9 protein-coding genes are annotated in these 13,615 nt (G+C 49.7%); 8 read left to right on the top strand and 1 reads right to left on the bottom strand.

Annotated elements, in window-relative coordinates; translation table 11 throughout:
• The first annotated feature begins 75 nt into the window (after positions 1 to 75).
• The 8 genes from ACTNDI_RS05905 to groL all read left to right on the top strand — a co-directional run bounded on the left by ACTNDI_RS05905 (position 76) and on the right by groL (position 12,017).
• Positions 76 to 732 carry an O-methyltransferase gene (locus tag ACTNDI_RS05905; protein WP_441099853.1) on the top strand — a complete coding sequence of 219 codons (657 nt, stop codon included), beginning with the start codon at positions 76 to 78 and terminating at the stop codon, positions 730 to 732.
• Between the two features lie 99 nt (positions 733 to 831).
• Positions 832 to 2,073, top strand: a complete 1,242-nt coding sequence (locus ACTNDI_RS05900) for a peptidase U32 family protein (protein ID WP_441099851.1) — start codon at positions 832 to 834, stop codon at positions 2,071 to 2,073.
• A gap of 654 nt (positions 2,074 to 2,727) precedes the next feature.
• A complete protein-coding gene (locus tag ACTNDI_RS05895) occupies positions 2,728 to 4,302 on the top strand; it encodes a YifB family Mg chelatase-like AAA ATPase (protein WP_441099849.1) in 1,575 nt (524 codons plus the stop codon).
• Entirely contained in the window at positions 4,299 to 5,534 is a 1,236-nt protein-coding gene (gene dprA, locus ACTNDI_RS05890) for a DNA-processing protein DprA (RefSeq protein WP_441099847.1), read from the top strand. Before ACTNDI_RS05895 ends, dprA begins: the two co-directional genes overlap by 4 nt.
• A gap of 292 nt (positions 5,535 to 5,826) precedes the next feature.
• Positions 5,827 to 7,965 carry a type I DNA topoisomerase gene (topA, locus tag ACTNDI_RS05885; protein WP_441099846.1) on the top strand — a complete coding sequence of 713 codons (2,139 nt, stop codon included), beginning with the start codon at positions 5,827 to 5,829 and terminating at the stop codon, positions 7,963 to 7,965.
• A 557-nt stretch (positions 7,966 to 8,522) separates the two neighbouring features.
• Positions 8,523 to 9,329: a GTP-sensing pleiotropic transcriptional regulator CodY gene (gene codY, locus ACTNDI_RS05880; RefSeq protein ID WP_441099845.1), complete on the top strand. Its 807-nt coding sequence runs from the start codon at positions 8,523 to 8,525 to the stop codon at positions 9,327 to 9,329.
• A gap of 556 nt (positions 9,330 to 9,885) precedes the next feature.
• Positions 9,886 to 10,161: a co-chaperone GroES gene (locus ACTNDI_RS05875; protein WP_441099844.1), complete on the top strand. Its 276-nt coding sequence runs from the start codon at positions 9,886 to 9,888 to the stop codon at positions 10,159 to 10,161.
• A 230-nt stretch (positions 10,162 to 10,391) separates the two neighbouring features.
• The gene (gene groL, locus ACTNDI_RS05870; RefSeq protein WP_441099843.1) at positions 10,392 to 12,017 is read left to right on the top strand and encodes a chaperonin GroEL; all 1,626 of its coding nucleotides are present in this window, start codon (positions 10,392 to 10,394) and stop codon (positions 12,015 to 12,017) included.
• Between the two features lie 242 nt (positions 12,018 to 12,259).
• Here the strand turns inward: groL and ACTNDI_RS05865 are convergent, their stop codons facing one another.
• On the bottom strand, positions 12,260 to 13,327 hold the full coding sequence (locus ACTNDI_RS05865; protein WP_441099841.1) for a PucR family transcriptional regulator: 1,068 nt from the start codon (positions 13,325 to 13,327) through the stop codon (positions 12,260 to 12,262).
• Positions 13,328 to 13,615 lie beyond the last annotated feature (288 nt).

Genomic DNA, 13,615 nt, shown 5'->3' with positions numbered 1-13,615 from the left:
ACAGGGCTGCTGCACGAAAGACGCTCGGAAACAGCGAAAAGTTCGTGCGGCGGCCCTTTTGTGGGAGGTGACAGAATGATTGTAGATGAACGGATGATAACCTTCATCAATTCTCTGGATCATGGGCTTACCCCTTTTCTGGAAGAACTCCGGGAGACGGCGGCAGAGGATAATGTCCCGATTATCCGCCGGGAGATGCAGAGCTTCCTGAAAGTATTTCTCCGGATTCAGCGGCCTCAGAGGATCCTTGAGGTCGGCACTGCGATCGGTTTCTCTACGATCCTGATGGCCGCCTGCGGGCCGGAATCTAGCAGGATCACAACGATTGAGAACTATGAGAAGAGGATCCCTGTCGCGCGCGAGAATTTTCGAAAATCGGGATATGAGGACCGGATTACTCTTCTGGAGGGAGATGCGGCAGATGTCCTGAAGACGCTTGCGGGGCCGTATGATTTCATTTTCATGGATGCGGCTAAGGGACAGTATATTCATTTCCTCCCGGAAGTGCTCCGGCTGATGCGTCCGGGAAGCGTTCTGATTTCGGATAACGTTCTCCAGGAGGGAGATATTATCGAGTCTCATTATATTGTGGAGCGGAGAAAGCGAACGATTTATAAGCGGATGAGAGATTATCTCCGGGCTCTGAAAGATGACAGGAGTCTGGAGACGAGTATCGTCCCGCTCGGAGATGGTATCTCCATCTCCGTCATGAAGCAGCCGGAGGAAATTTAAACTGACACGGCGGCGGATTTCGCCTGACAGGTCCGCACGGGAGATTTTTCTCTTGCGGACAGGGCTTGTGTCAGAGATCAAAGACAGGAGAGATTATTTATGCTTGCAAACGGAAAGCCGGAGCTTCTGATCCCGGCGAGCTGTCTCGAGGTGCTGAAGGTAGCGGTTGCTTTTGGCGCGGATGCGGTTTATATCGGCGGAGATGTCTATGGACTTCGGGCCAAGGCAAAAAATTTCAATCACGAGGATATGGCGGAAGGAATCCGTTACGCGCACAGACACGGAGTTCGTGTACATGTGACGGTGAATATTCTGGCACACAACGATGATCTGGAGGGCGTCCGTCTGTATCTGCGCGAGCTCAACGAGCTTCAGCCGGATGCGCTGATCATCGCGGACCCGGGTATTTTCGATATCGCGGGAGAAGAGTGCCCAGGGATCGAGCGGCATATCAGCACACAGGCAAACAATACCAACTGGGCATCTGCCAGGTTCTGGTACCGGCAGGGGGCAAAACGAGTGGTAACTGCCCGTGAACTGTCCCTGGAGGAGATCCGCGAGATGCGCAGACAGATTCCGAAGGACATGGAGATTGAGACCTTCATTCACGGAGCAATGTGCATATCGTATTCGGGAAGATGCCTTCTGTCGAATTATTTTACGGGCAGAGACGCGAACAGAGGAGCATGTACCCATCCTTGCCGGTGGAAATATGCGGTCATGGAGGAGAGCCGGCCGGGAGAGTATCTTCCGATCGAGGAAAATGAGCGCGGCACGTACATTTTCAATTCAAAGGATCTGTGTATGATTGAACATATCCCGGATCTGATGACTGCCGGTATTGACAGCTTCAAGATCGAGGGAAGAATGAAAACAGCCCTCTATGTCGCGACGGTTGCCCGCACCTATCGCAAGGCAATCGACGACTATGCCAGGGATCCCGCGCTCTATGAGAAAAATCTCCCCTGGTATCAGGAGCAGATCGCGGACTGCACGTTCCGCAGGTTCACGACCGGCTTCTTCTACGGAAAACCGTCCGAAGAGGACCAGATCTATGACAGCAACACCTATATCACAAACTACACGTATCTGGGTGTCGTATCCGCGACGGATGAAAATGGATATGCTGTGATCGGACAGAAGAACAAATTCCGGACCGGAGACAGGATTGAGATTATGAAGCCGGACGGCCGGAATGTAGAGGTGACTGTTCGGGCAATTTATAACGAAAACGGCGAGTCCATGGACTCGGCGCCGCATCCGCAGCAGGAACTGCACGTTGACCTCGGGCAGAAAGCGGATGTCAACGATATCCTTCGCATGAAGAAAGAAGCAGAGTGATCTGCTGCATGTGAACAGCAAATGCCGTGTTGCGGCACTGCTGTTCACGGAATCAGAAAAAGCTCGGATCTTCCGACCGCGACGGATGGCAACGACATGTGTTCCAGCATTGGTGTTCACGGAATCAGGACAAAGCCTTACTGCGGAAAGCCCGTAACGGGATACAGAACATGGAACCATAAACTGCGGAGCGGACAATATTGTTCGTTCCCGAGTTAATGACATTATTGTCCGCTCCCAAGTTAACGATTTACAGCAGGCGGGTTTTGTGCTATTTATATATATATAACAATTCTTTCTGACGGATCTTGCCCGTCGTCATCGGTTCTGTGATTGAACCCTTGTGCTTGAGTCCTTTCCTATTATTTTCTCTTGTTTTATCTTTGATTCTCGGATTCTTCGATCCTTTTTTGACTATTCTTCGATTTTTATCCTGCTTCTGAAAAAAGAACACTTACATCATTTCATTCTATTCTATTCCATTTTTATTTTAATTAAACAGTGTTGCCCGGTATCTGTAATACCGTTCATTTTGTCGCAAACGGGGAGTGTTTTTACCGGGCTTCGTATTTATCTTGCAGGTCCGATTCGTCCGGTTGCTGCATTTTTCGGCAATGCCTGTCAGATACAGGCCTGCGGAGAGGAGGAATTTGTATGTTTTGCAGCATAGTATCATCTGCAATTTCCGGCGTGGAGGCTGTTCCCGTGACGGTAGAGGCGGATGTGAGCGAGGGGATGCCTTATTTCGCGATTGTCGGCAGCGTCTCTTCTCAGGTCAGAGAGGCACAGGAACGGGTTCGGACCGCATTCCGCAATATCGGTATAGTGCTTGCTCCGAAGAGGATAACGATCAATCTGGCGCCGGGAGACATCAGAAAAGACGGGACCAGGTTTGATCTGCCGATCGCCGCCGCGGTTCTGGAGGCATTGGGATATATTGAGAAGGGAGCGTTCCGAAAGGCGATGGTGCTCGGGGAACTTCATCTGGACGGGACAATTGAGAAAATACCAGGAGTTCTGCCCAGTGTGATCGCCGCAAAGGAAAACGGATGTGAGCTGTGTATCGTTCCGACAGAAAATGCCGCGGAGGGTAGTGCTGTAGATGGTATCCGGATTGTAGGCGTGAGAAACATTTCGGAACTGATTGCCTTCAGTCATGGAAGAGCTCCGTCATCGTTTCCGGGAAATCGTGTTCCGGAAGACGAGGAATACACGATTGATTTCAGTGATATTCACGGACAGAAGACGGTCAAGCGCGCTGCCTTGATCGCAGCGGCGGGTTTTCATAACCTGTTTCTGTCAGGGCCGCCCGGATCCGGGAAATCCATGACGGCGGAGCGGATACCTACCATTCTTCCGCCGCTGTCAGAGGAGGAAAGCCTGGAGGTTTCCAAGATCTACAGTGTGGTCGGTCTGATGCCGCGCGGGGTCTCGATGATTCGCAGAAGACCGTTTCGGGCACCGCATCACACGATTACGCCGACTGCGCTTTGCGGTGGAGGATTTTACCCGCATCCCGGCGAGGTAACACTCGCTCACCGAGGAGTCCTGTTTCTGGATGAGATTCCGGAGATGATGCCTGCCACACTGGAGATGCTGCGGCAGCCGCTTGAGAGCCGCGAGATCACGATCTCCAGGTTGGGAGGCACCTGTGTATATCCGGCATCCTTTCTGCTCGTAGCCGCGGCGAATCCGTGCCCCTGCGGGTATTTCCCGGATATGAACCGCTGTATCTGTACCCACAGAGATGTCCTGGATTATCAGAAAAAACTGAGCAAGGCCTTCATGGACCGTATCGATCTGAAATGCGATGTGCAGGCTGTCAGTTACGAGTCGCTTACGGAAAAGGGAGATTTCGAGGTTTCCTCTTCCAGTATGAGGAAAAAGGTGATGCGTGCGATCGAAATTCAGAAGGAACGTTATCGGGGAACGGGAGTGACGTTTAACAGTGAACTGACGGCGTCCTCTATCGCAAAACACTGTGAGATGACGGATGAGGCGGAATTGACAGTACGACTGGCCTTTGACAAACTGGGACTTTCGGCAAGAGGGTATCATCATGTCATCAAGGTGGCGCGGACAATCGCGGATCTCGAGGGAACCGACCGGATCAATGATGCTCATATCAGCGAGGCAATCTGCCTGCGATGCAGTGACAGCTTTTCTTCCGCCTCAGCGTATCAGATGCCGGGCATGAGGGTGCCGTCGAAACGGCAGAAGGGAGGATGAGGATGGTATCGGGCGGTGAGAAAATGGTGAGGCAGCCGGATGACGAGAAAATGATGAGCCAGCCGGATCACGGGAAAATGGCGACACAGTCAAGTCGGGGGAACGTGCAAACGCAGTCAGATCAGAAGAATATGAACGCCAGATTCCGCAGGGAGCAGAATCCGGAGATTCTGGAACAGATCAGATATGTGGCGCGTGAGGATCAGGAGTATCCGGAGCAGCTGCGTAATTATCCGAGGATGCCGTCAGGTCTGTATCTTGTCGGAAATTTTCCGGATCCCGGAAAGAAGACGGTCGCGATCGTGGGGGCGAGGATGTGCAGCCCGTACGGCAGGGCAGAGGCAATCCGCTTTGGCGAAGCGCTTGCCGCGGAAGGTGTACAGATTATCAGCGGCATGGCATATGGCGTGGATTCGTGGGCGCTGCATGGCGCTCTGCAGGCGGGAGGACAAGGGTTTGCGGTACTGGGCTGCGGTGTAGATGTGTGTTATCCGAAGGAAAGCTACCATATATATAGAAGGATTATCCGTGAGGGTGGAGGTATTATGTCCGAGTTTGAGCCGGGTGATGGTCCTGCAGCCTGGCATTTCCCGATTCGCAACCGGATTATCAGTGCGCTCGCCGATGTGGTTCTTGTCGTAGAAGCAAAGCTTCGCAGTGGCTCGTTGATTACTGCGGATTATGCGCTTTCTCAGGGGAAAACCATATACGCGGTTCCGGGGAGGAACCTGGATGAGCTGAGCCGTGGCTGTAACCGCCTGATCGCCCAGGGCGCCGGCATTGCATGGGACCCGGAGGTCATACTGGAGGAACTGGGAATTGCGGGCAGCAGAAGGTCACGTGAAGAGAAGAATACAGGCAGAAATGAAGAAGAGAGAGTTGAAAAGAAAGGCAGACAGGAAAATGGAAAGGAAGACAGACAGGAAGACGGAAAGAAAGAGGGGATGACAGGGGGGAAGAAAGAGGAAGAGAAGAAAGGAAAGGAAAATGGTGTCGGGCGGAGAGAAGGAGGAACGGCAGAAGAAAAAGCACCGCGCAGGCTGTCAAAGAAGTACGAGGATGCAGAGGATTTTCAAAAGGTATTCGGCAAGCTTTCCTATGATCCTCAGAGCCTGGATACGCTGCAGGAGAGAACCGGCATGGAGCTCTCGCAGCTGACAAGAGTACTGGTGCAGCTGACCTTTTCCGGATATGTGCATGAGGCTCCGGCGGGGTATTACAGCAGAAGCTGAATTTTTCAGCGGGCGACACGGAGCTGTCCGCAGCATATTTACGCGAACAGTGAGCCGCAGCCGAATGCGAAGTATTCGTGTGCGGCGAGCGTCGCGATAGCGAGATAAAACTCGCGCAGCGTGTTTTATCTCGTTCAGCCTGCGGCTGACATATTCCGTTCGTTCTGACAGCGATTTACAAGGCATGAAAGACACCTGAAAGACAACTCGGGCTTGCACGGTCAAATTATTTGAGTTATAGTGCTAATCGTAGCGCTCATAAAGCGCCGGTAATGCTTATGGAGGTGTATACGTGCCAAATTATCTTGTGATTGTAGAGTCACCGACGAAAGTTAAGACTGTCAAAAAATTTCTCGGGAAGAATTATAATGTCCTGGCATCGAACGGTCATGTCAGGGATCTGCCGAAAAGCAGCCTTGGCATTGACGTGGAGCATGACTTTGAACCGAAATATATTACGATCCGGGGCAAGGGAGAACTGGTTGCTTCCCTCCGCAAGGCGGCAGACAAGGCAGATAAAGTCTACCTCGCGACAGACCCTGACCGCGAAGGAGAAGCGATCTCATGGCATCTGTCAAAGGCCCTTCGGTTGGATCCGAAGAAGATGCGCCGGATTACCTTTAATGAAATAACGAAAACAGCAGTCAAATCCTCTTTAAAGAATGCCAGGGATATCGACATGAATCTCGTGGATGAGCAGCAGGCGAGGCGGTGCCTTGACCGTATGGTAGGATATGAGATCAGTCCGCTGCTCTGGAAGAAAATCAAGCGGGGACTGTCTGCCGGCCGTGTGCAGTCTGTCGCGCTGCGGATCATAGCAGACCGTGAGGAGGAGATCAACGCATTTATCCCGAAGGAGTATTGGACGCTGGATGCGGATTTCAAGGTCAGCGGAGAGAAGAAACCTCTGACTGCTCATTTTTATGGAGACCAGCAGGGAAAGATTGAGATATCCTCTGAGGAACAGCTTCAGGGAATTCTGGATAGTCTGAAGGATGCGGATTATCATGTCAGTGAGCTGAAGACCTCTGAGAGAAGCCGGAAGGCACCGCTGCCCTTTACGACGAGTACGCTTCAGCAGGAAGCCTCAAAGACCTTGAACATGTCCACTTACAAGACGATGCAGATCGCCCAGCAGCTGTACGAGGGAATCGATCTGAAAAAGGGCGGTACGGTGGGATTGATCTCGTATCTGCGTACCGATTCCACCCGTATCTCGACAGAAGCGGATCAGGCGGCGAGAGAATATATCCGGGAGCAGTACGGGGAACAGTTCCTGTCGGACGGAAGCACGACGGAGAACAAGAACAAGCACGCACAGGATGCGCACGAGGCAATACGACCGACGGATATCACGAGGACGCCATCGTCTGTGAAGGAGTTCCTTTCCAGGGATCAGTTCCGTCTCTACCAGCTGATCTGGCGGAGATTTGCGGCAAGCCGGATGGCTTCTGCCCGTTACGAGACGAACACGGTGAAAATAACCGGTGGAAAGTATGTATTTCACGCGTCCTCGTCAAGGATTAAATTCGCCGGATTCATGACGGTGTACACACAGGACGATGACAAAAAGCTTGAGAATGATCATCTGAGCGGAATTACGAAGGAGAGCACGCTCTCTCTGATCAATTTCGACAGGGAACAGCATTTTACGCAGCCCCCGGCTCACTATACCGAGGCTTCTCTCGTCAAGACGCTGGAGGAGCTTGGAATCGGACGGCCGAGTACCTACGCTCCCACCATCACAACAATCATTGCACGCCATTATGTGACACGTGAGAAGAAGAACCTTTACATCACAGAGCTGGGAACAGCGGTAAATGATCTGATGAAGGAGGCGTTTCCGGGCATCGTGAATGTGGATTTTACCGCCAACATGGAACAGCTCCTGGACGCAATCGGAGATGGCACGATTGAGTGGAAAACGGTTGTGCGCAACTTCTGGCCGGATCTGGATGCCGCTGTGCAGAAGGCTGATAAAGAACTGGAGAAGGTGAAGATTGAGGATGAAGTAACCGATGTCATCTGCGAGAACTGCGGACGGCACATGGTGATCAAATATGGCCCGCACGGTAAGTTCCTTGCCTGTCCCGGTTTTCCTGAATGCCGCAATACAAAACCGTATCTGGAGAAGATCGGTGTGAAGTGCCCGAAATGCGGCGGAGAGGTTCTCCTGAAGAAGACCAGAAAGGGCCGGATCTATTACGGATGCGAGCATAATCCGGACTGCGACTTCATGACATGGCAGAAGCCATCGAATATCCGCTGCCCGAAATGTGGCGGCTATATGCTCGAAAAGGGAAGCCGGCTTGTGTGCGCAGACAAGGAATGCGGATACGTCATGCCGAGGCCAAAGCAGGAGGATCCGGATACCGCGAAGGCGGCGTCGGGAAAGCCTGAGGAGGCTGTGTCTGCTGCGGCAAGCCTTTGAAATGACGGAGTCAGAATGACTGATCTGTAAGGATTGAGTGGAACTGACTGAGCCGGAAGGAAAGCAAACGAAGGATATAGCGGTGAAACACCGATTTTAGTGAATGATTAAGTGATTCTGTCCTCCTGTGACTGGATTCTGACGCGGATTGTCAGATATCTTTGCAGAGAGGACAGTTTTTTTCGCCTGTTTTCGTAATCTTTTTTATGAGAATTTTTGCAGACACAGGATGCGGAATCGAAGTTTCGATGAATAAATATATATATTTCAAGGGAATGCCTTGGTGTTTTAGTACATGTTTCGTAATTTTCCGAAAAGCATTCTTGTGAATCTATACAAAAATGGTCGAACATTTCGACAAAATATATGAGTTGTTATTGATTTCAGAAAAAAGCTGTGCTACTATTCTTCTAGTTGAATAGTAGATTCTATTTATATGTTCAATTCTTTTTTGGTTTTATCCCGACGAAACAACATCTGCTGAATGATTTGTGTCTGTATTATATATGTTGTCGATATTGGTATGGAAACTTCTCATCGTACGAAAGGAGATTGTAATGAGCGTACAGCTGCTTGACAAAACAAGAAAGATCAACAAACTGCTTCACAACAACAATTCAACGAAGGTTGTCTTCAATGACATCTGCGATGTGCTGGTGGACTGCCTCCAGTCTAATATTCTCGTCATCAGCCGGAAGGGAAAGGTCCTCGGAGTGTCAACCTGCAGCGGCGTTGATGAGATCAGCGAGCTGATCACAGATGAGGTTGGAACGCACGTGGATCCTTTATTGAATGACCGTTTTCTGAATGTCCTTTCTACGCAGGAAAATGTCAATCTGAATACCCTCGGCTTCGAGGGCGAGAAGTACGAGAACTATACCGCAATTATTAACCCGATTGAGATTGCCGGTGAGAGACTCGGAACGGTCTTCATGTACCGGTATAAACCGCAGTATGATATCGATGACATCATTGTCAGTGAGTATGGGACTACAGTCGTCGGGCTCGAGATGATGCGTTCTGTAAATGAGGAAAATGTAGAGGAGAATCGCAAGATCCAGGTGGTGAAATCTGCGTTCAGCACACTGTCCTTCTCTGAACTGGAGGCGATTATCCATATCTTTGATGAACTCGATGGCACAGAGGGAATCCTTGTCGCAAGCAAAATCGCGGACCGCGTCGGAATCACACGATCTGTTATTGTCAACGCGCTTCGTAAATTTGAGAGCGCCGGCGTCATTGAATCAAGATCAAGCGGAATGAAAGGCACCTACATCAAGGTGCTGAACGATTATATATTCGACGAACTGGCTGAGATTAAAGAAAAGAGAACGCAGGAAAACGCCAAAAAGGCCAAGGCCTGATTGATTCGTCTGCCGGAGAGACGGAAGTCTGCATACGGCGTGAAGAGGCGGGACATATTCGGGAATAGCAGCTGGAAATGGACTTTACTAGATATAATCGGACGGAACAGGAACTCTCACGAAACAGGCCTCATTACATAATGAAAGAATACACGAAAAATACCGCGGCATACAGAGCCGCGGTATTTTTCGTGCAAGAATGATTTTGGTGAGGAAACAAACCGGGTTCTGTTTCGCTGAGATCAGGAAGCAGACCGGATCCTGTTTCGCTAAGATCAGGAAGCAGACCGGATCCTGTTTCGCTGAAATCGGGAAGCAGACCGGATCGTTTTTTGTTGAAATCGGATTTGAAATAAAAAACAGTAAATTAGTGAGAAAATAGGAGAAATATGAAGAAATAACGAGCAATAACGAGATACAGTGTTATAAAACCGATTTGCGAAATAGAGCTTTTGAAACTATTATTAATATCGTTGAGTAGCACTCAAAGGTAATGAGTGCTAATAAACATAAGAATTAGTGAAAGATTGAAATCCATATAAGGAGGCTGAAGATTATGAAGTTAGTTCCACTTGGTGACAGAGTTGTACTGAAACAGGTTGAAGCAGAGGAGAAGACAAAATCCGGTATTATTCTTACATCTGCAGCGCAGGAGAAGCCGCAGGAGGCAACTGTAATTGCGGTAGGACCAGGAACCGATAAAGTAAAGATGGAAGTAAAGCCGGGCGACAAGGTTATTTTTGCTCAGTATGCAGGAACTCATTTTAAGGCTGACGGCGAGGAATATATCGTATCAAAGCAGGAAGATATTCTCGCGATTATTGAGGATTAATACAGAAACCGATCATCAGGAATACTGAAGTCTGAGACGACAGCCGGTTATTAGGAATACTGAAGTCTGAGATGACAGCCGGTTATCGGATGACTGACGACGGATACGAAAATCGGCTGTGAAACAGATAATGATGTGGAATTATACTTGAATGGGTGTCTGTCGGAAACAGGAAATTAAAAATACTGGACAGACAGATAGAGAACAGAAATATACAGGAGGAATATACAATGGCTAAGGAAATTAAATACGGCGCAGATGCCAGAACCGCTCTTCAGGCTGGCGTAGATAAGCTTGCAAATACAGTTAAGGTGACTCTGGGACCGAAGGGACGTAATGTTGTTCTGGATAAGTCCTATGGCGCACCGACCATTACAAATGATGGCGTTACGATCGCTAAGGAAATCGAGCTTGAGGATGGTTTTGAAAACATGGGCGCTCAGCTTATTCGTGAGGTTGCGTCCAAGACAAATGATGTCGCCGGAGATGGTACCACAACCGCTACCGTACTTGCGCAGGCAATGGTAAATGAGGGAATGAAGAACCTGGCTGCAGGCGCTAACCCGATCGTTCTCAGAAAAGGCATGAAGAAGGCTACAGACAAGACGGTAGACCTGATCAAGGAGATGAGCGAGAAGGTTACCAGCAAAAAGCAGATTGCGAGAGTAGCCGCTGTTTCATCCGGAGATGAAGCCGTTGGCAATATGGTTGCAGATGCGATGGAGTCCGTAACAAATGACGGCGTTATCACCATCGAGGAATCCAAGACAATGCAGACAGAGCTTGACCTTGTAAAAGGTATGCAGTTCGACAGAGGATATGTTTCCGCATATCTTGCAACAGACATGGAGAAAATGGAGGCAGATCTGGACAGCCCGTATATCCTGATCACAGACAAGAAGATCGGCAACATTCAGGATATCCTTCCGCTTCTTGAGAAAATCGTTCAGTCCAGCGCAAGCCTTCTGATCATCGCTGAGGATGTTGAGGGCGAGGCGCTGTCCACATTGATTGTCAACAAGCTCCGTGGAACCTTCAAGGTATGTGCGGTGAAGGCACCGGGCTATGGCGACAGAAGAAAAGAGATGCTTCAGGATATCGCAATCCTGACCGGCGGACAGGTTATCTCCTCTGACCTCGGCATCGAGCTCAAGGATGCTACCATGGATATGCTCGGCAAGGCAAAAACTGTTCAGGTTAAGAAGGAAACCACAACTATTGTCGACGGCGCTGGCGACAAGGAAGCAATCAAGAACCGTATTGCTCAGATTAAGGCTCAGATTGCCGAGACAAAATCTGATTTCGACCGCGAGAAGCTTCAGGAGAGGCTTGCAAAGCTGGCTGGCGGCGTAGCGGTTATTCGTGTCGGTGCTGCTACTGAGACTGAGATGAAGGAAGCAAAGCTCCGCATGGAGGATGCTCTGAACGCTACAAGAGCAGCTGTGGAAGAGGGCGTTATCGCCGGAGGCGGTTCTGCTTATGTACACGCATCCAAGGAACTGGCAAAGTTTGTTGATACCCTTGAGGGCGATGAGAAGACAGGCGCAAAGATTGTCATGAAGGCACTTGAAGCACCTCTGGCAACAATTGCTGCAAACGCAGGACTTGAGGGCGCAGTGATCATCGACAAGGTAAGAGAGTCCAAGGTAGGCGTTGGATTTGATGCTTACAATGAAGAGTATGTAGATATGATCGAGGCAGGTATCCTGGATCCGGCTAAGGTTACTAGAAGCGCTCTGCAGAACGCTACATCCGTTGCATCGTCTCTGCTTACTACTGAGGCTGCTGTATCTACAATTAAAGAGCCGGCTCCGGCTGCTCCGGCAGGCGGAAATCCGGGAATGGGCATGATGTAATCCTGTCCACCGGAATCTGAATAACGGGATGATATAAATGAAAAATGCCGCCGCACGTTTCGCGTAAACGAAAGTGCGGCGGTTTTTTTACGCGAACAGTGAGCCGCAGCCGAATGCGAAGTATTCGTGTGCGGCGAGCGTCGCGATAGCGAGATAAAACTCGCGCAGCGTGTTTTATCTCGCTATGACGAGGGGGAAAATCACCCCCTCGTGTTCGATCGGGTTATTGGCTTTTTTTCGCGTTATTTCTGCGTATTCTTCAGATAGTTATTGACCATCATGGCAATTTTAAAGGTCATCGCCTCATCAAAACGACGGATATCGAGGCCGGTCGTTTTCTGGAGTTTTTCAATGCGGTACACAAGGGTGTTGCGGTGGATATAGAGCTGACGCGCAGTCTCCGAGATGTTAAGGTTATTGTCAAAGAACTGCCGGATTGTTGTCAGGGTTTCTTCATCAAGCTCTGCAAAAACATCATGATCAAAGGTTTCGCGAAGAAACAGCTCGCAGAGGGAGTGAGGAAGCTGGAAGATCAGCCGTCCGATGCCGAGATTGCCATAGGAGATCACATGAAGATCCGGGTAGAAGATTCGTCCCACATCGATAGCAAGCTGTGCCTCCTTATAGGACTGCGACAGGTGATCGAGGAGGTTGGTGGGAAGGCCGTAGGCTACCCTTACCTGAATCATCGCCTCGGCGTTCAGCATGTCAGAGAGCGTATGTGCGGTCTTTGCGGCGTCATCCGGACCTGTGATTTCGGAAACGACTGCTATATGGGTGGCATCGACAATGGTCAGGAATTCGTTGCCGGTGGAGGCGTACATGGCCTTCAGCGTCTGGAGGGCAAGATCCGTGTCCTTCTCGCTTGTCTCAGTCAGATATACAATCCGGTTCACATCTTCGCGGATTTTCAGCTTTTTTGCCTCGGAATGAATATCAGGGGCAAGCAGATTATCAAGAAGAACATTCTGTATGAAGTGATTTCTATCCATCCGCTCATGCGAAAAAGAAAGAAGATTCTGTAATTCGCTGACCGCGATTCTGCCGGTGATTTCCGGGCTCTGCCCTCCCGCCGCAGCAAGATAGTACACGGGCATATCATCGTCATAGACCTTCAGGTAGGTGGTGCCGCCGATTGTCATGCTGTCTGCGGCTGAACGGATCAGTTCACGGACGGAAGTGTCCTCCTCTTCACCGGCAGCTGTATCTCCGGTGATTCTGCTTCCGTTTTTGCCATAAAGTGTGAGTTCGGTTCCGGTAATATCTTGAAGCTGCTGTATGGCTTTGCTTAAAATTCTACTGTTAATCATAAAGACCCCTTCTCGTGAAATGCAATCCTTTGAGATTCTATTTAAGTGATTCTATTTAAAATTTTATTGAAGATTCTATGATCCGTTCTATTCTCAGATTCGCTTGAATTTTATTATGACGGTTTATCAAATCCTGTTCATTGCCTCCGGTTTCGCACAGAGCTTCAGAGACCGGAAGACTTCTGTATACTGTTTATTTTAGAATAATAACTTTTTCGAATCAAGTAGATGAACGGTATGTCAGACAGAAAAAATCGCTGCAGCTGCAAAAGAAAGCACTCCGCAGAT

The organism is Bilifractor sp. HCP3S3_D3, from assembly GCF_052063915.1.
Lineage (GTDB): Bacteria > Bacillota > Clostridia > Lachnospirales > Lachnospiraceae > Bilifractor.
The sequence above is the reverse complement of the archived record's forward strand: the minus strand, read 5'-3'. Positions and strand labels throughout refer to the sequence as shown.

Bases quoted from the DNA above. Each gene is read 5' to 3' on its own strand.
- ACTNDI_RS05905 (WP_441099853.1), top strand. From the start codon at position 76: ATGATTGTAGATGAACGGATGATAACCTTCATCAATTCTCTGGATCAT.
- ACTNDI_RS05900 (WP_441099851.1), top strand. From the start codon at position 832: ATGCTTGCAAACGGAAAGCCGGAGCTTCTGATCCCGGCGAGCTGTCTC.
- ACTNDI_RS05895 (WP_441099849.1), top strand. From the start codon at position 2,728: ATGTTTTGCAGCATAGTATCATCTGCAATTTCCGGCGTGGAGGCTGTT.
- dprA (WP_441099847.1), top strand. From the start codon at position 4,299: ATGAGGATGGTATCGGGCGGTGAGAAAATGGTGAGGCAGCCGGATGAC.
- codY (WP_441099845.1), top strand. From the start codon at position 8,523: ATGAGCGTACAGCTGCTTGACAAAACAAGAAAGATCAACAAACTGCTT.
- ACTNDI_RS05875 (WP_441099844.1), top strand. From the start codon at position 9,886: ATGAAGTTAGTTCCACTTGGTGACAGAGTTGTACTGAAACAGGTTGAA.
- groL (WP_441099843.1), top strand. From the start codon at position 10,392: ATGGCTAAGGAAATTAAATACGGCGCAGATGCCAGAACCGCTCTTCAG.
- ACTNDI_RS05865 (WP_441099841.1), bottom strand. From the start codon at position 13,327: ATGATTAACAGTAGAATTTTAAGCAAAGCCATACAGCAGCTTCAAGAT.